This is a genomic window from Flammeovirga sp. MY04, assembly GCF_001682195.2.
Lineage (GTDB): Bacteria > Bacteroidota > Bacteroidia > Cytophagales > Flammeovirgaceae > Flammeovirga > Flammeovirga yaeyamensis.
Genome location: NZ_CP003560.2, coordinates 729,503 through 749,356, shown reverse-complemented (window position 1 = coordinate 749,356; position 19,854 = coordinate 729,503). Strand labels below are relative to the sequence as shown.

Annotated in this window: 13 protein-coding genes; 8 read left to right on the top strand and 5 right to left on the bottom strand. The window is 34.6% G+C overall.

Annotated features, from left to right (window positions below; genetic code table 11):
- Positions 1 to 19 precede the first annotated feature (19 nt).
- The 3 genes from MY04_RS03050 (at position 20) to MY04_RS03040 (ending at position 5,323) form a co-directional block, all read left to right on the top strand.
- On the top strand, positions 20 to 3,238 hold the full coding sequence (locus MY04_RS03050; RefSeq protein WP_066206139.1) for an efflux RND transporter permease subunit: 3,219 nt from the start codon (positions 20 to 22) through the stop codon (positions 3,236 to 3,238).
- Between the two features lie 81 nt (positions 3,239 to 3,319).
- Positions 3,320 to 4,645: a TolC family protein gene (locus tag MY04_RS03045; RefSeq protein ID WP_066206136.1), complete on the top strand. Its 1,326-nt coding sequence runs from the start codon at positions 3,320 to 3,322 to the stop codon at positions 4,643 to 4,645.
- Between the two features lie 156 nt (positions 4,646 to 4,801).
- A complete protein-coding gene (locus MY04_RS03040; RefSeq protein WP_066206131.1) occupies positions 4,802 to 5,323 on the top strand; it encodes a GNAT family N-acetyltransferase in 522 nt (173 codons plus the stop codon).
- Positions 5,324 to 5,483: 160 nt separating this feature from the next.
- Here MY04_RS03040 and MY04_RS03035 read toward each other — a convergent pair whose 3' ends face one another.
- Entirely contained in the window at positions 5,484 to 6,833 is a 1,350-nt protein-coding gene (locus MY04_RS03035) for an MATE family efflux transporter (protein ID WP_066206129.1), read from the bottom strand.
- Between the two features lie 75 nt (positions 6,834 to 6,908).
- Positions 6,909 to 7,502 carry an NUDIX domain-containing protein gene (locus MY04_RS03030; RefSeq protein WP_066206127.1) on the bottom strand — a complete coding sequence of 198 codons (594 nt, stop codon included), beginning with the start codon at positions 7,500 to 7,502 and terminating at the stop codon, positions 6,909 to 6,911.
- An 83-nt stretch (positions 7,503 to 7,585) separates the two neighbouring features.
- Here MY04_RS03030 and MY04_RS03025 point away from each other — a divergent pair, with 83 nt between their 5' ends.
- Complete coding sequence (locus MY04_RS03025) at positions 7,586 to 8,038, top strand: PH domain-containing protein (protein WP_066206124.1); 453 nt, start codon at positions 7,586 to 7,588, stop codon at positions 8,036 to 8,038.
- Between the two features lie 112 nt (positions 8,039 to 8,150).
- The gene (locus MY04_RS03020; RefSeq protein WP_066206122.1) at positions 8,151 to 8,645 is read left to right on the top strand and encodes a hypothetical protein; all 495 of its coding nucleotides are present in this window, start codon (positions 8,151 to 8,153) and stop codon (positions 8,643 to 8,645) included.
- Between the two features lie 73 nt (positions 8,646 to 8,718).
- Here the strand turns inward: MY04_RS03020 and MY04_RS03015 are convergent, their stop codons facing one another.
- Positions 8,719 to 11,052, bottom strand: coding sequence for an amylo-alpha-1,6-glucosidase (locus MY04_RS03015; RefSeq protein WP_158297532.1), 2,334 nt, complete (start codon positions 11,050 to 11,052; stop codon positions 8,719 to 8,721).
- Between the two features lie 497 nt (positions 11,053 to 11,549).
- Here MY04_RS03015 and MY04_RS03010 point away from each other — a divergent pair, with 497 nt between their 5' ends.
- From MY04_RS03010 to MY04_RS03000, 3 genes are all read left to right on the top strand, one after another.
- Complete coding sequence (locus MY04_RS03010; protein ID WP_066206117.1) at positions 11,550 to 14,852, top strand: glycoside hydrolase family 38 C-terminal domain-containing protein; 3,303 nt, start codon at positions 11,550 to 11,552, stop codon at positions 14,850 to 14,852.
- Between the two features lie 196 nt (positions 14,853 to 15,048).
- Positions 15,049 to 16,416, top strand: a complete 1,368-nt coding sequence (locus MY04_RS03005) for a histidine-type phosphatase (protein WP_066206115.1) — start codon at positions 15,049 to 15,051, stop codon at positions 16,414 to 16,416.
- Positions 16,417 to 16,455: 39 nt separating this feature from the next.
- Positions 16,456 to 17,121 (top strand): DUF2461 domain-containing protein, encoded by a 666-nt coding sequence (locus tag MY04_RS03000; protein WP_066206112.1) that lies wholly within the window; start codon positions 16,456 to 16,458, stop codon positions 17,119 to 17,121.
- A 43-nt stretch (positions 17,122 to 17,164) separates the two neighbouring features.
- Here the strand turns inward: MY04_RS03000 and menD are convergent, their stop codons facing one another.
- Positions 17,165 to 18,871, bottom strand: coding sequence for a 2-succinyl-5-enolpyruvyl-6-hydroxy-3-cyclohexene-1-carboxylic-acid synthase (menD, locus tag MY04_RS02995; protein ID WP_066206108.1), 1,707 nt, complete (start codon positions 18,869 to 18,871; stop codon positions 17,165 to 17,167).
- A gap of 5 nt (positions 18,872 to 18,876) precedes the next feature.
- Complete coding sequence (locus MY04_RS02990; protein ID WP_066206105.1) at positions 18,877 to 19,851, bottom strand: polyprenyl synthetase family protein; 975 nt, start codon at positions 19,849 to 19,851, stop codon at positions 18,877 to 18,879.
- Positions 19,852 to 19,854 lie beyond the last annotated feature (3 nt).

Sequence of the window (19,854 nt, the reverse complement as noted above, 5' to 3'; positions counted from 1 at the left end):
AAATCCAAATTAAAGTAAGATGAGAAAAATTGTAGAAGCATTTGTCAGAAGGCCGTTTTACGCCCACATGTCATTATTGCTGATCATAGTACTAGGTGGATTTGCGATTTTCCAAATGAAAAAAGCTTCATTTCCACTATTAGAATCAAGAATTATTACAGTTACTGTCGCCTACCAAGGTGCTTCACCAAAAGAAATGGATGAAGGGGTAACTACATTGATAGAAAATAAAATCAAAGGTATTCCGGGCATTAAAGAAACTAAATCTGTTTCTGCAGAAAACATTGCCACGGTAACCATCACAACTCAAGCAAAAGCTGATATTGATGAAGTACTTACGGATGTCAAAAACGCAGTAGATGGTATTTCCAACTTCCCTGCCGGTGCTGAAAAACCTTCAGTAGCCAAGAAAAGAGAAGTTACAAGTGCCATGTATTTGGACTTAAAAGGTGATGACCTCCGTACTATTAAAGAGTATGCTCAACGTATTGAAGACGATTTCTTAGCTTCAGGAATCATCTCTCAGATTTCAATTTCTGGGTACCCTAACACGGAAATATCCATTGAGGTGGATGAAGACTTATTACGTCGATACAATATCTCTATTGAGGATATCAAACAGGCTATTGCGAGTAACAATATTGATGTAACAGGTGGTACGATTAAAAACTCTCGTGAAGAGATTTCAGTACTGGCAAGATATAGATCAGCAGATGCTGAAGATATCAAAAACATTGTTGTTCGTGCTACTGCAGACGGTAGAGTTCTAAAAGTAGGCGATCTAGCTGATGTACATTTCCAGTTTGAAGACGTACCAAATGCAGTATGGAATAAGGGGAAAAGAAATATTTCTATCCAACTTCAAAAACTGAATACGGAAGACCTTCAAAAGATCTCTGAGTATGTAAATGATTATGTTGAGGAATTTAACGCTTCGCATGATGATGCAGAAATGATGATCAGTTTTGACTTCCTTACTATCGTAAATTCTCGTTTAGATACGCTGATTGAAAACGGTTTAATGGGTATTGTATTAGTGATTATCACTTTATCATTATTCTTAAGCTTTAGATTATCGTTATGGGTAGCTTGGGGTATTCCAAGTTCATTTTTGGGTATGTTTATTTTCGCTTCATTGTTGGGTGTCACATTAAACATGATCTCTCTTTTCGGTATGATCTTGATTATTGGTATCCTCGTAGATGATGGTATTGTAATTGGCGAGAATATATTTACGCATTACGAAATGGGTAAATCCCCTATTAGAGCCGCAATTGATGGTACAATGGAAGTAATTCCTGCTGTATTAACATCGGTATCTACGACAATTATCGCCTTCTTCCCTTTCTTGTTCTTAGAATCAGGTTTGGAAATGATGAGTGAAATGGCATTGGTAGTAATCCTCTGTTTATTGTTCTCATTATTCGAAGGTATGTTCCTTCTTCCTGCCCACGTAAGTAACCCTAAGGTACTTACACCAAGAAAAGAGAAAAGTAAATTCAATACTGTAAGAGAGAAATTGGACAAAGTAATCTTTGCTTTTAGAGATAAAGTCTATGTTCCAATTTTAAGATTCTTATTAAATTATAAATGGTTTGGTTTATCCATCCCTACAGCTGCAATTATTCTAACTGTTGGATTAATTGGTGGCCGTGTGATAGAAATGACTTTCTTCCCTGCCCCTCCGGGTGATTTCTTTAATATTGATTTGGCCTTAAAACCAGGTATTCACCAAGACAGTACGAAAGAGTATTTGATTAGATATGAAAATATAGCTTGGGAAGCCAATGACATTCTTAAAGAAGAGAATAATACAGATTTCGACTTCATCAAAACATCTTTTGTGAGTATCGGTAACGCCTTTAATGGTGCAGAGACTGGTACACATACAGGTCAGGTCTTCGTTATTCTTGAGGATCTTTCTGAATCTCCTATTGATGTGAGTACCATTCAAGCAAAGATTCATGAAATGATTGGTGAGGAACCTACTGCTCGTAAGTTATCGGTCGGTGCCAATAATATGTGGGGTGCCCCTGTATCGATCTCCTTACTTGGCCATGAATACGATCAGTTAGAGGGTGCTGCAGATTTCTTGAAAACAGAACTAAACAAACAAGCTGCACTATATAATGTAATGGACAACAACCAAATTGGTGGTCAGGAAATCCGTTTAACATTGAAACCTAAAGCTTATGCACTTGGGTTTACGGAAGCCAGTTTAATGACACAAGTAAGAAATGGTTTCTTCGGTGCAGAGGCACAAAGACTTCAGGTAAATAAAGATGAGATCCGCATATATGTTCGTTACAAGAAGGACAATAGAAGCACTCTAGGTGATCTGGAAAGAATGCGTATCCGTACAATGGATGGAATGTATCCTCTAGCTCAGCTAGCTGATTTCGAAGTAACACGTGGTCCGGTGGCCATTAACCACTACAACGGTGAAAAAGAAATTAGAGTAGAAGCTTTCCTATTGAATGCTAACGATCCAAGTATTCCTATCATTGAAGAAGTAGAAAGAACGGTTCTACCGGTAATGAAAGAAATGTATCCTGATGTTCGAACGGAGTATCAAGGTCAGTTAAAATCGTCGAAAGAAGATTCAACAGAGTTATTTAACTACTTCATTATTGCCTTCTTATTTATCGTGATGATTTTGATGTTCCACTTCAGATCATTTACTCAAGCAATTATGATTCTAGCGATGATTCCTTTAGGAGTTATTGGTGCAATGTGGGGACATGGTATCGAAGGTCAAGCTATTTCGATGTTCTCAATTCTTGGTATGGTGGCCTTATCAGGTACGATTATCAATGATGCAGTAGTTTACTTATCTAAATTTAATCAAGATCTACTCGCCGGGTTATCATTTGATGAAGCCCTTATCAATGCTGGTAAATCAAGATTTAGACCTATTTTATTAACTACGCTAACCACAACTATTGGTTTGTATCCAATGATCTTGGAAACTTCAGTACAAGCAAGATTCTTGGTTCCTGTAGCTGTATCCTTATCCTACGGTATTTTGATTGGTACCACTTTCATTCTACTAATACTACCTGTTTTAGTGAAAGTAGTAAATGATATCCGAAGAGGTAAAAAATATATCTTGTCAGGTAAGAAACCAACAAGAGAAGAAGTAGAAAATGTATTTACTGAAATCGCTGCGGAAAAAGCAATGGAACAAGTAAATGAAGCATTGGCAACTGATCAACATAAAGGTTTAGTCAATCATTAATAAATATTGAAATGATGATTCAGAAGGATGTGGGGTGTTTTCAAAAGCATCTTTCTGAATCATTTCTAACAACAGACTTCAATGAAAAAAATATTCATATACTTAGGAATTACTTTGATCTCTATAAGCAGTATTTTCGCTCAGAGTAAAAGTGATAGCTTGGTCACTCAAACAGTTAATTTAAGTCTTGCTGATGCGATTTCAGAAGGTTTAGAAAATAATTATGACATTAAGATCGCTAAGGAAAATGTAGATATTTCTGAAATCAATAACACTTTGGAAAACGCGGGATTATATCCAACGGTATCTACAGATTTAGGATGGAACCATAACTGGTCTCATGCCATGAATTCCAACTTAGGGATTATCACTCCTTCGGTAAAAACCAACTTTACTATTTTTAATGGTTTCCAAGTTTGGATCAATAAAAGTCAGTTAGAAGAGTTGCAAAACTATTCTGAGGGTAATGCGCAAGTAGTGATCGAAAATACAATTAAGGATATCATTATTGGGTATTTCGAAGCACTTTTAGAACAACAACGTTTAGATGTTACCGAACAATTAGCAGCCCTTTCGAAAGAAAGATATGACTATACCATGTCACAAAAAGAATTAGGACAAGCGGTAACCTATGATGTACTTCAAGCACAAAATGCTTGGTTAGAAGACCGAAGAAACTCATTGGAACAAAAAAATAAACTTCAAGTGAAATTAAGAGACTTGAACTTTATTATGGGTGTTCCTCAAGCAGAACAAGTGTTATTTAGCCTTACCGAAAGTTTTGAGGCCGTTGAAAAAGATTATCTTTTATCAGATCTAATTGAGAGAGTGAATGCTGATAACTCTACTTTGAAAAACAATTATATCAATCAGATCATCAAACAAAAAGATATTGAGTTGGCTAAGGCAGCATTTATGCCTACCCTTTCTGGTACTGCAAACTACCAATATACGGCGAACTATGGTGGTGCGGAAGGTATTCCCAACTTCAACATTGATGGTATGAGTGGTGCTGTTGGTGCTACATTATCTATTCCAATTTATATGGGAGGTAGCAGAAGACGTGCAAAGCAAATTGCAGTAATCAACAAACAGATTGCTGACATTGAAACACAACAAATGTCGCATAGCTTGAATAATCAAATGATGCAGGTTTACGATACTTATGTTCTTCAAAGAGAAATTTTAGAATTGACTGAAGAACAAGTTACTGCTGCTCAAATGAACATGGATATGTCGACTGAAAGATATAGAAATGGACAAATCAACTCATTTAACTTGAGAGATGTTCAAATTCAATATTTAGATGCTCAAAATTCGAGATTAACAGCCATCTATAATTTGATATCGACCAATACGGAAATTGTCCGTTTAACAGGTGGAATTATTGATGCTTATTCTGAATAGAAATAAGGATACTACATCGTAATTAAATATATAATCAGAATTATCTATTGCATTATCAATAATGCAGAATTGGAACAACGAAATCTGACTTGATATTATCGGGTCAGATTTTTTACATTTAAATAAAATTAAATTAGAAATAAACAAAACTTTATTTTGATTGAATTAAGACCAATACAAAAAGAAAATGTCAACTCATTTTATCAGTGGCTCAATGATGAAGAAGTCATCAAATATTCTCTATCTCTTTTTCAGAAACTGAATAGTAAACAGGAAATTCAAAAATGGTTTAACACAGTAATTGATGATCGAGTGAATCTCAATAAAGGGATTTACATTAAGGGAACAAACAACTTTATTGGGTATGCTGGCATCAGTAATATCTCCACCACAAATAAATCTGGAGAGTATTATATATTTATTGGTGATAAAGACTATTGGGGCAAAGGTTATGGCACAGCAACAACTACTGAAATTATAAAAATTGGGTTTACTGAATTGGGACTTAATAGAATTATGTTGACTGTTTCTGAACCCAATACAGGTGGCTTAAAAGCTTATCAAAAAGCAGGATTTAAACTTGAAGGTCGACTAAGGCAAGCAGCTTACAGAGATCATGAATTTCATGATAAAATAGTCATGTCTATTTTGAAAGAGGAGTATCAAGAAAAGATATAATCTCAGAACCTTTTTCTAAGTTTTGTGTTTATAATAGTAAACAGTGTTGCTCCTAACACTTTAAATTTGTATATTTAGTTAAAGAAATTCAGTTGTGATTTTGGATGTACAGGTGCATAGTATGCCAAATTACAGCAAAGGCTATTCGATAGAGTAGCCTTTATTTTTTGACTAGATTTCTTGCCCACTTCCCTGTATTTTTTCTCCAAATGTAGACTGATAATCTTAAATACTCTTCTATTGAGACCACTACATACACCCAATAAATTGGTAAATCGAAGTAAAAAGCAGCCACTACTCCTAGTGGAATAGAGAATAACCAAGTACTAAAAAGGCCTAAAGAGGTGGTGAATTTAGTATCGCCTCCACTTCTTAAAACACCTGCTGCAGTAATGTAATTGGTCATTTTTATAGGGAATAAGAAGGCAAAGATCCAACATAAGATCTGAGTTAACTCGGAAACCGCTGGAGACACTTCATAAAGCCTAATGTATAAAGGACTGAGTAATGCAATGAACACTGCCATTCCAATACCTACCAAAAAAGTATTAATGGTAAACTTGTTTCCATAGAGTTTTGCCTTTCTGAAATTATTTTGCCCTAATTCGTATCCAATTAATATGGCAGCTGCTGAAGCTAAACCAGTAAAGAAACCAAAGAATAATACTTGCAGTGGAATGGTAATCGTCATGGCTGCTATATCCACCGTGCCCATTCTACCGTATATCATCGAATAACCTGTCTCTCCCATTGCCCAAGAAATTTCTCCCAAAACTAAAGGAGCACTTATGCTAATTAACGGGAGTAACATATCTTTATCGAAATGTACAAGATGCTTCCATTTTATATCACCTGGGAATTGTTTGTATCGGACTAAAATATATAAAATGATGGCTTCCAACCACATGGCCACTACGGTAGCCCAAACAGCTCCTTCCATGCCCATTTCTGGAATAAAACCAACTCCGAAAATAAGTACATAGTTGAGTACGGTGTTGACTACTATTTTTATCAAACTGATTCTTAACACCAAATTCGCTTGACCGATACTTCTTAAGGAGGCACTATAGGACGCACTTAATAAAGCTGCAGGAAATCCAATGGCAATAATTTGCTGATATAATCCACCTAATTTTATTACCTCTGGGTCCTCTGAAAACATAGAGAGTATTTGATGTGGAAAAGCCACACTAATGCCTACACCAATAATGGTGACTAAAAAACCAATTTTGAATAAATCACCTAATAGGTAAGAGATTTTTTCCTTTTCATTTCTTCCCCAAAATTGAGCAACAAAAACGCCTGCCCCATTGGCTAAACCTATTATGGCCACCAAGAAAATAAAAGATAAACGGCTACCTAAACCTACAGAGGCAATGACAGTTTCCCCTAACTGACCCACCATAATTTGATCGATCATACTTAGAGCGAACTGAAGCACACTTTGTAAGGATACAGGTAATGCGATATCCCAAACCTCTTTTAAGAAACTCTTCTTTGCGTTTTTCACTAATTATTAGATTTGATATGAGAGTAATACTACTCAGTTTTCAACATACAAAGTTAGCTTGCTTTACTTAATGATCTATAGGTTGTTATCATATATTTGAGGGTAATGTAAAAAAAGCCATTGTATCGCTAATAATGTTTTCCCATCCTCAATTTGATTATCAAAATACATTTGTTTTAACTCTTCAGCAGTATACTTCACAATCTTGATATCTTCATTTTCAGTACTTAAACCACCTCCTTCATTCTGTTTTTCACCAATATGAGCAAAATACAAACGGACCTTTTCTGAACATCCTCCAGGCGTGGAATAGAATGTTGAGATATGTTCTAAATGATGTACCGCATATCCTACCTCTTCCAAAACTTCTCTTTTTGCAGCATCTTCAGCTGTTTCTCCATCATCAATTAGACCTGCGACACATTCCCATAAATATCCGTTTCCATTAAAAAGAGTCGGAATTCTAACTTGTTCTACAAACCAATAATTATTTTCTGAAGAATTATAAAGCAAAACTGCAATCGCATCATTTCTAACCACGCATTCCCTATCAATAATTTTTGACATAGATCCATCATATTTTTGATGTTGAAAAGTGATTTTGTCTACATTCAAATGTCCATGATATACCCTTTCTTTGCTGATAAGCTTTATCTTAGATTCTTCCATAATCAAAGTTTTTTTGTATCTTAAGTAGTTGTTGTTACTTTAAAACATAAAAATACAACCCTCACATCTATATTTCTACTTCAATGAGGAAAATCAAATTTTATAGCCGTATAGAACCTGTTGCTAAATTTTTTTGGATTGCAATTCTTATCATATTATTTAGTGTCATTTCAAAATTGATAGTGACTTTTGGTAGAGGTCCTCTTTTACCAATTGTTCCCCCTTTAGTCATTATTGGGTTATCTTTGGTGTTAATCGTTTCATTTCTAGTTACTTCCTATATGACTATTGACAAGGAAAAGAAAATTGTATCCTATAAAGCAGGGCCTTTTGATGGGGAAATAAAAATCGATAAAATCAGAAAAATCAAATTGAATACAAGAATGTATGTTGGTCTAAAAATTGGTTTATCATTTAAAAAGGGAATGATTATTTATTATCATAAATATGATTCTATCTATTTTACTCCAAAGTATTCGGACGATTTCTGTAAACAGTTGAAACTGATTAATCCAGAAATAGAAATTGTTCCTTAGACCTATTTCTAAAAACTAGATGAGGAATAAATTGTCTGAATTATTAATTAAACTGTCTATATTTATATAATCGTTGAAAGACGATGAATTTCAATAAACCAAAAAGAAACTAATGAAAAAATTAATTTTAATCTTAACTGTTTTCTTACTAGGGTCATCTTCCTTATTCGCACAAAAATTATTATTGGACAAAGAGTACACCTATAAAATGGATTACAAAGCGTTCAAAAAATTATACCGTAAGGAAGAAGATAGAGATAAAAAGAACTTTATTATTTACAACGGGAAAAAAGTTTACAAGAAAAATATGGGTGATGTATATATTGCTTATAAATGTAAGTTTGATTCTCAAAAAAGATTAGTTGGTTTTGACCTTCAATTTATTGGCAGAAGTAAGGAAGCTGTAAGAGAAGCTTCGGTTTCTTATATGCAAGAATTAGTTCAAGCACATGGTTATAAAGCAGTAACTGCAGGGAGTAACAAATTAAATTATCAAAAAGATAGTTTCTGGTATAAGCAAGGTACTTTGGGTTACGATTATATCGACAAAAGAAATAAGTCTTGGGTTGCTAAATATACGATGTCTGTTTACAGTCAAGCACAATAATTAGAATTAACTCTAAGTAAAAAAGGTTATTGTTTATGAAAACAATAACCTTTTTTATGTCTTAAACTAATCTTTAATTCTTCTGAAATGTCTCTTTCATACAAGCATACTCCCTATCAAAGTTAGGCTTACAGAAATTAGTTCCTTCAAAAATTTCATCAGATTGTGCTTGTCTTGCCAATAAAGCATCGTCAAGATGTGCTTTCTTGAGAGCACGTTGTTTCCCTTCTTTTGAGAAAACAGTTAAAGTCAATTCTTTTTGATCTCTTGTCACTTTTACTCTTTCTCCAGCTTTTACATCAATCTCTAAATCTTGGAAGAGTTTATGATTAAAAACAAACTGAATATCTTTTTCTTTTAGAGTATAAGTATAGGTCTCAACACCATCAACATTTTGATATTCACCTTCAAGCTGATCGTTAAAAATCTTCTCTTTGAATTTGAATTGATTTAATTTAGATGGAATTCTTGGAGCCACTACCAATTTGTTTTCGATAGCATTAGGTTGAATACCTAAGAAATATTGATACCATACTCTTAATTGCTCTCCATTAGACCATGCTTGCATGTAGGTACCTGTTAATTTAGGATAATCTTTACCTTCGTGAGGGAAAGCATCTGCATTTTCGTTCATACTACCCACGGCTCCCATATCCAAAGATTGAACGTTCATGTTTTGGAATAGTTGGAAGGCGATATCTTCCTGACCACTTTCGATCATTCTTTGCATAGCATAACCGTTGTTCCACTGCCAAATTGTACCGTTATGGTAAGCAGCATCTTTATGATAATGCTCCCATGCTAAGTGATATGGATGGAAATTAGGATCTTCTTGAGATAATGAAGCCACACCCCAAGGGTAAACTAAATGTTCCCAAATTTCTCTAGTCAACTTCATTTTTTGCTCATCATTTGTAATGAAGTCCATCGCAAAAAGTTGGTTGGGTCTGAATTGGAAATCAGGTTGGTTGTCATGATCAATTCGGTCAGCCATATACGCATGAGTACCATCAAAGAAATCGTGCATAAAGTTATTTTGCACTTTATCAGCAATTTTTTGCCATCTCTTCGCATCACTTTTATGGTTGGTTACTTCAGCAAAATAAATAGCTGCATTTAACTGTTGGTACCATAATGCCTGAATATCATTCGCAAAGCTACCTCTTGGAGAATAAGCCACCTTGTCAGGCTCTCTTCTTGCATCCATCCAAGTATCTGCATCTTCGTGAGTTAAATAACCTTTCTTATTCACCCAATTTTTTAAAGCCCCATCTACTGATCTTTTTACTGTTGGGTACATTGTTTTAATCAATGTATTATCACCTGAATATTTGATGTACTCTAATAACTGACCAATAAAACGAGGTGTACCATCTGTAGTATGGTAGTTTAGGGATTCCATTTTTACAATGTTTGGAATTCTACCATAATACTTTGATGAAGATTTAGTGTCTTGTACATCGGCAAATGAAAGAAGAATCTTTTTAGCGATATCTGTTTCACCTAAAACTAGAGTACCACCGGGCATTGAGATGAAAGTATCACGACCCCAATATTCGTTGAACCAAGGAATACCCGCGTAAATACCATATCCTCTTTGGTGGGTTACTAAACCATCCATCGTTAGTGTTAACCATGCTAATGCTTTATCAAAGTGAGGATCTTCCGAGTGAATGTATGTATTCTCCGTAATCAAATCCGTCATTCTTTGCGTTCTTTCTTTAAACCACTCGCCATGATGTTCTCTTGCTTCTTGAATTAGCTTAACGGCAGCCTCTTTATCTTTTGCAATAGAAATGTAAAAACCACCTCTACCCGATTTTGTAACGGCTGCATATCCATCATCATCAATATTTTCTTTGTGAGAAGGAGCTACTGCCAAAACTTTAGAAGGATCTTCCGAGGAGGTATAATAAGTAGCTTGTTTATCTTTTCCTGTTTCTTTGATTTGGTCACCTAACAAGGTTAATTTTGTATTCTCCCCTTTTACTGCTTCTAGAGAAACATATATCACATCTTGATCATCAAAAAGAATTAATTTTTCTACAGCCTGATCCGTTTTTCTTTGTAAATAATGAGGATAAGCGATCACCTCTGCATTTTCACGATCGAACGCTTTCCCATCAATTTCAATTTTATAATCTGTAAATATTCTTTTCTGACCAACGTTCCAGCCATCAAACCAACTGTATAATTCGGAGTTAAGAATGTGTGAAGATGTTTGGAAGTAGGCACTTCTTTTATTGGTATAAGTAACAACACGATTTTCCTCTTTTGAGACAGGAACAGCTATCTCTTGAAGAATGTTATCGTTAATTTTTTCTTTAGATACATATTTCTCTTGCTCCGAACAGCTAAAGAAACTGATTAAACATAATAACCCTATCAGGGAATGTCTAAAATTCATAAATACATTCATTAGTTTTAAAACGAGTTCTCTTTTTTCATACGAGTGGTTGAAAATCAACATCAACTCTATTCAATAATATATCACCAAAACAGTCTATATTATGTACCAATTTAATAAAGTTATGGTTGTTTTGACTATTAAATTCATCATTTTTTTATGATTAGATTAAGACATTTGATAATCAAATATTTAGATTTTTATACAGCCTAATTTTAAATGTATTCACTGTAATACAGACATTTAAGTCAGACAATACTACCACCCATCCAAAAAACTTCAACCGATTGAATTTACAATGTTAATAAATGTGGTTTAACAAATAATAGGTGTACACTTTACGCAAAATTTTTCATTTTTGCATTGTAGGTATGTTTAAACATATAGACTTAAGCATATCACACCAAATTAAAGTATGAGAATAAAGGTATTTAGAGAGTGTTCTTTAACACTTTCGACAATAATCCACTAACCATCGATTAAATAAGTCCACCGCAATGAATCTCAAGAAGAAACCTATTTTATTTAGCTTCATTTTATTACAGCTAATTCTAATTTCAAACACTTTTGCTCAAGAAAGTAAATTCCTGAAAGGGTATACCAATTATATCCACGGAGACATAATGCCTTACAAATCGCCTCAAGAAGACGCAAACAAAGCCATGCTTGTGCGTTGTGAAGAAGGTAAAGAAGTAATGGAATGGGAAGCGGAAGAAGTTCCCCAAAATTATAATGGTAAATTCGTTGAATTCGGCTTAATTATGGGTGTTGACATCGATAGAGCTCAGTATAACTATGATATCTATATCAACGATAAAAAATATTTTACATTCACGGCTCCAGAAGAAAGTATTTTACAAGATGTAGAAACAACAGGCCCTAATGCCTCTACATTTACTTTTAAAGGGACGATGATTGACGCTTACAGTGACCTTTTTGGTTACGGTTTCTTAAAAGTGAAAACAGAAGACCTTCCTAAAGGTGAGCCTATCCGCATGAAAGTAGTGGCTCCAAATGTTGGAAAATCAAGCTGGATGATGGTCTTCCGTTATGGTGTTGGTGGCAATGTGAGTTGGAAACAAGAACCTGCAGTTATCAAAACTAAAAAAGGGCCTAAACAACAATTAAGAGCTACTGTTTTACATTATGGTAATCCAACTGATGCTGTAATTATTGCTGGAAAAGAGAAGAAAAAAGTAAAACTGAATGTTGGTGCTAACATCTTTAGAATTGAAGTAGACAAAGTTACTTCTTCTCAAGATTTACATGTTCAAGTTAAAGTAGGTAAAGAAATTCTTGATGATAGAACACTGACTGTTGATCCTGTAAAACATTACGATTTATACTTATTGCACCACTCTCATGTTGACATTGGATATACTCACACTCAAGATGAGGTAGAAAAAGTACAATGGAAAAACTTGGATGACGCAGTAATGATGAGTCAGAAAACACAAGATTTCCCTGAAGGATCTAAATTTAAGTGGTCAGTTGAAGTAATGTGGGCTGTTGAAAGCTACCTTAAAAATGCAACACCAGAAAAAAGAGCTGCTTTTATTGAAGCAGTACAAAACGGTTCTATCGAATTGGATGGTTTATATGGTAACATGTTAACTGGTTTATCTAACCCTCAAGAGTTGGTAGAATCTACTTTTGATGCTTTAGAAGTTTCAAAAGAAGCAGGTGTTCCTTTAGAGTCTGCTATGATTACTGACGTTCCTGGCTATACTTGGGGTATGGTTCCTGTATTAGCACACTCAGGTGTGAAATATTTATCTGCTGGTACTAACGTTTTCCATAGAATTGGTTCTACTATTTCTACATGGGGTGACCGTCCATTCTATTGGAGTTCTCCTTCTGGTGAAGAAAAAGTATTGGTTTGGGTACATGAAAAAGGTTATTCTCACTTCCATACTGGTTTAGGTTTTACTGATTTGAAAGTATTATTGACTCCAAAATCTGTTTTTGATTACCTGAATGAATTAAACGAAAGAAATTATCCTTACGACATCACAACACTTCGTTATACAGTAGGATCTGATAACGGACCAGTAGATCAAGGAATCTCTGAAACAGTAAAAGCTTGGAACGAAAAGTACGAAACTCCAAAAGTATTACTTTCGACAACTACAGAATCGTTTAAAGCATTTGAAGATAAATATGGCGATGAACTTCCTGTAGTAAAAGGTGATTTTACTCCTTATTGGGAAGATGGCGCAGGTTCTACATCAAAAGAAACTGCTTTAGTAAGAAATGCCTCTGAGAAATTATCGCAGGCAATGACATTATTATCAATGAATGATGTTGAAATTCCTAACAAAGAATTCGAGCAAGCTTGGAGATATGTGCTTTTATATAACGAACATACTTGGGGTGCCTACAACTCCATTTCAGAACCAGAAGCTGATTTTGTACACTCACAATGGGCTGTAAAACAATCATTCGCTATAAAAGCGGATAGTATTGCAGATGCAATTCTACAAAAAGCGTTGGCATCGACAAAAGATGAAAAAGGGGTAACTTTAACCAACACTGTTTCTTGGGAAAGAGCAGATATGATTACCCTTTCGGCAGAGCAATCGCAACAAGGTGATATTGTCTTGAACCGTCAGGGCGACGTCTTCCCTACTCAACGTTTATCAAATGGCAACTTGGCCGTATGGATTCCTACTATTCCTGGTTTTGGTTCTAAAGAGATCTTCGTCACTCCAGGTGAAGCTTCTACAGTGAAAAAAGTCATCAACCATGAAAATGGTTTTGAAAATGACCAAATCAAAGTAGAAATTAACCCTGAAACTGGTGCGATCACTTCATTATATGATAAAATCAGAAAGAAAGAGTTAGCTGATACAAAAGCTTTAAAAGGTATTAATGATTATTACTATGTAAAAGGAAGAAACCCACAATCTCCTTTAACTACGGGTAATGATGTTACTATCAAATATATTGAAAAAGGTGATTTAACTTCGACTATCGAAATTTCATCATCAGCTCCTGGTACGGAAGAATGGAAGCGTTTGATTACGATTAATGCTTACTCTAATGAAATAGCTATCGAGAACAAAATCAACAAAACAAATATCTACGATCCAGAAGGTGTTCACATTGCATTCCCTTTCAAAGTAGATGGTGGTACTGTTAGAATTGATGTTCCTTTCGGTGAGTATATTCCAGAAAAAGAACAACTACCTGGTTCTTGTAAAAACTATTTCACGGTTCAGCGTTATGTAGATGTATCTAACTTAGACCATGGTGTTACTTGGGCTTCTCCAGATGCTCCTATGATTGAGTTAGGTGAAATTACAACAGATGCATTAAGTTATGGATGGGTTAATGAAGTAAAACCTACTCAAACCATCTATGCTTACTTAATGAACAACTATTGGGAAACAAACTACAAAGCAAGCCAAGATGGATGGCATGATTTCCGTTTCGTATTGAAACCTCATGGTGCATATGTTTCTAGTCAGGCGAAGAAGTTTAGTACGGGTGTTTCTCAACCTCTTCTGATTAGTGAAAATGGCAATAACGAGTTTTTACCACTTGTTCGTCCAACATCTAATCAGATGATCATTACGGCGGCAAGACCAATGAAAAAAGATCAAGTATTAGTGACTGTTTTAAATGCTTCTGCGGGTGATAAAGAGTTATCATTAGAAACATCAAAACAAGTAAAAGAGATACGAGTATCGAACATTCATGGAGATGATTTAGGTGCTTATCAACCTAATGAAAACGTTCCTGGATGGGGCATTCGATTCTTACTAATTGAAAAAGAACCTGTTAAGGACATTAAATAATTAAAATGGTGATCAGAAATTTTAACTGATCACCATTTTTTTTTTGATATTATAATCTTTACCTATTAACAATTTCACTTTTTTTGAACCCATTGATTTTTGTTAATATCTACCTTTGCATTACTAAATCAATCAAATACAACAAAAGACTCCTTTAATCAAAACCCTACATTACGATTCGAGAGTCACTATAATTATGAGACTAAAATTAATTCGATCTATTGTTTTCTTTATCTTCATATCCTATTTATTCGGATGTGGTCATTCTACCAATGTAAGTGATGAAATAGATACCTATGATGAGTGGGACCTTGGAAAACATCAACCTTATGATTTTAAGAATATACAATCAATTCCAGAAGGATATACCGTTGACTATATAGGGTATTTGTCTCGACATGGATCAAGATATATGTTGGAACCAAAAGAGGATGTTGTTCTTTACAACCTTTTTGAAAATGCGAAGCTTAATGATGGTTTAAAAAAACAAGGTAAACACATCTTTGAAGAGATTAAGTTGCTTGTAAAATACCAACATAATAAGTACGGTGATTTATCTGAAATTGGTAAAAAAGAACATAAAGTGCTTGGTCAAAGAATGGGTAAGCTATGTGAAGATTACTTCAATAATGAACCAAAAATTAAGAGTACATCGACATTTAAATCAAGGACTCAAGACTCTAGAACCACTTTTCATAAAGGTCTTCAATCAAAAGGTTATCATCCAAAATTCGTCAACATTACCTACGATGAATTTAATGATCCTATCTTAAGGGCATTTAAAATTTGTCCAAACTATAATCAATATATTGATTCATTAAGTTGGCTAAACCATGTTCAAGAGTATCAAAAATCAAGAGCATATATTGAAGTTAGAAATAGAATATTAAATAGCTTATTCAAAAAATCCTATTTGCAATACTTAGATGAAAAGCAGAAAAGATTTTATGATAATGAACATAATCTAATTATTTCGAATAAGGACGATATTATTTATAACCTCTTCAAATGTTTTAAGATTACAAGAAACTTACGATTAGAAAGTCCTCCTAATTTAGAAATTTTCAGTGCTGAAGATTCTAAAATTGTATCTAGAATTGATGATATACATTCTTACTTTGAAAAAGGGCCTGGTTATAATAACCGTGATATTTCTTACAAACATGGAATCACTTTTATAAAGTATTTACACACCAATATGAATGATTTTGTGAAAGGAAAGTCAGATTATGCTGGTAATTTTAATTTTGCACATACTAAAACTGTTTTACCCGTTCTAGTACTTTTAAACTTAGATAATATCAAAGAGAGAAGTTTAGAAGAATGGAAAGAGTCTGAAATTTCAACAATGGCGACTAATTTAACGTGGATTATCTTAAATAAAGATGGTGAACGATACATTCAAATCCGTTGGAATGAACAACCTGTAAGCCTTCCGTTAGAAGATCAGACTGATAAGATTTATAAGTATGATGATTATAATAATTATATGGAATCTATTTTAGCATCGTATGGTCTAAGTGATCACAGAGGGAATTACAACGATATCTTATTTTCTATCTAATGTTTTGGTATATTTAATTTCCAAAACATTATTTAGTCTATGATCACACAAGAGGTATTTCAGTTTTTAGCTGATTTAAAAGAAAATAATCATAAAGATTGGTTCACTGAAAACAAACCAACTTATCAAAAACATCATCAAACGGTTAAAGAGTTATTTACTCAAATACAGGATGAATTAAATAAAACAGATCAGATTGAAGGTCATAAGATTTATAGAATTTATCGCGATGTCCGTTTCTCAAAAGATAAAACCCCTTATAAAACATGGTTTTCGGGCTATTTTAGTCGTTTAAAACCTGCACTCAGAGGTGGATATTATTTTCATTTGGAAGATGGAAAATGTATGATTGGTGGTGGTTTCTATGCTCCCAATAAAGATGATTTGAAGAGAATTCGAGATGAGTTTACTTTTGGTGATCAGGAGATCAGAGGAATTATAGAAGATCCAACTTTTAAGAAATACTTTGGTACGCTAGAAGGTGAAGGAGTGAAAACAGCTCCGAAGGGATACGATAAAAACGACCCTGCCATCGAATTAATTCGAAAGAAACAATTCTATGCCATGAGGTATTTCTCTAACGAAGAGGTGTTGAAAGACAACTTTGTAGAAGAAGTAGTAAAGACATTTATCGCATTAAGGCCATTCTTTGATTATATGTCGAATGTTTTAACTACAGACCTGAACGGAGAAAGTATTATATAAAAAGAAAGTCTGAATCGTATTGAACGGTTCAGACTTTTTTCATTTATGATTTGGTATAGATACCTTCTTTCTTAAATGCTTTAAAGGTATTCTTACTTATATTTTTATTCGTAAATACTTCAAAAATCGAAGGTTTATCGTTCTTCGTTAAAAACTCCTGATAATTGAAGTAGAACTCCTCTTTGGAATTGATTCCCCAATAATGAACATCAAATTCTTTGGCTAAATGATGAGCATTGGTTCTTTGTTCTGTTTCGAAATATTCCTCTAACTCAGGTTGCCTTGTCGGTCCATCAATCATCCTAAATATCACTCCCCCTTGATTATTCAAAAGAAGAACTTTTAGATTAGATGGTAGGTAATTATTCCAAAATGCGTTTCTATCATAAAAGAAAGCCAAATCTCCTGTGAGTAAGAAATGAGGTCTGTCTTTATCCGATATTGCATAACCAATGGCCGTACTTGTACTTCCATCGATTCCACTCGTACCTCTGTTCGCATGAACATCTACATCAGGTCTTTGCAAACCAATGAAGTTGGCATAACGTACCGACATACTGTTGGCCAAATGCAAGACCGCGTTCTTTGGCAATTCATTGATGAGATGATTGACGATCTCCAATTCTGAGAAAGATAGTAAATCAAAGAAATCGGTTTTGTTCGCTTTCACCTTATCATCAGCCTCTTTCCAATAGTTTAGGAAATCATCATCAAAAGATAATTCGAAGTCGGATAATTGATCGAAAAATGCTTCTGGTGTAGAGCGGATAACCGTGGATAATGATTGGAAAGGATCAGGCACTTCTCCTGCTTCTTGAATATGTAATTGATATTTTGGAGGATTCTTTCTTAAAAACAATTTCAAGTTTTTAGAAATGACACTCATTCCAAAAGTAATGACAATATCAGGTTGTAACTCTTCTATTACAGTCGGCGTCAAAAAAACATCTTGATGTATGATGGCTTGATCTACAGATCCATAATTAGAGATAATATCAGAAACAACAGGGATATTGAGCTGATTTAAATGCTCAACGATATAGTCGTTTCTCTGCTGTTGACCAGCAATAATCAGCACCTTTTTATTTGATTCAAAAAGAGGAATCAATTTCTCTTCCCACGTTTCTTGATCTAAATAAGGTTCTGACTGAATGATTTCTCTTGTGGATTGAGGAGTACTTTCATAAATGAATTGTTCCCCTTCTTCAGGATAAAAAGGCTCACGTAATGGCCAATTGATTTGGATAGGGCCTGAAGGATATTCTAAAGCATTACACATGGCCTCTGCCCCAATTCTCTGACGGTACCATTTAGCATCCTCATGAGAAAGGTCTACCGGCATGTGGTATGCTTTCTTTATATGCTTACCAAAAATGTTCTGTTGTTGAATTGTCTGTCCATCCCACTGATCGATCCATTCTGTAGGACGATCTGCTGTGATCACAATTAAGGGAACTCTTTGGTAATAAGCTTCCGCAACTGCGGGTGCATAATTTAATGCAGCTGTACCTGAAGTACAGGCAATTGCAACAGGTGAATTTGTTTGCTGAGCGATACCTAAAGCAATAAAAGCAGCTGAACGCTCATCACTTACGGTTTTAGTGTTTATTTGAGGGTGCCTTGCAAATGCCAAAGCTAAAGGTGCAACTCTGGAACCGGGAGATAAAACAACATCCCTTACTCCTTTTTGGTAAAGTTGTTCGACAAAGTTGCCTACTTCTACAAGTAAATCTTTACGGTGTTGGCTCATGTAAATTATTTCTTACGTTCTACTACATAAGAGATCAACTGATGCAAAGCAGTTTTATATTCAGAATCTGGAAGTTCGTCTAAGATCGCTCTACCTTCTTTGATGTATTCATGCATTTTTTCTTCTGCATATTCTAATCCACCCGAAGATTTCACGAACTCAATAATCTCACGAACGACTTTCTGGTTGGTATTTTGAGTTCTGATTTTGAAAATCACCTCTTTCTTCTTTAACCATTTGGCATTGTTTAATGCATAGATTAAAGGAAGCGTCATTTTCTTTTCTTTGATATCGATACCCAACGGCTTACCAATTTCGTCGGTGCCATAATCAAATAAATCGTCTTTGATTTGGAAAGCGATACCAATCTTCTCTCCCATCTTGTGCATCTTTTTGATCACTTCTTCAGATGCTCCACTTGATGCTGCCCCTACTGCTGTACAAGCCGCAATTAAAGTAGCTGTTTTCTGACGAATAATCTCAAAGTATACATCCTCGGTGATGTCTAAACGACGCGCTTTCTCAATTTGCATCAATTCGCCTTCAGACATCTCTTTTACTGCTGTAGATACATGTCTAAGCAACTCATGGTCGCCATTATCCACAGCAAGTAATAAACCTCTTGATAGTAAATAATCACCTACCAATACGGCTGTTTTATTTTTCCAAAGTGCTTTAATCGAGAAAAAACCTCTACGGTAATCGGCATCATCTACCACATCGTCGTGAACGAGTGTAGCTGTATGCAGCAATTCGATTAAAGAAGCACCTCTATATGTTTGATCCTCAATTTGACCAGTTGCTCCTGCAGTAAGAAAAACTAAAATGGGGCGCATTTGTTTGCCTTTACTCTTTACAATATAGCTCATAATTCTATCGAGTAGAGCTACATCGGTACGCATATGCTCTCTAAACTTCTTTTCGAAGATGAGCATTTGCTCTTGCACTGGTACTTGGAAATCTTTGACTTTCTTGGACATATT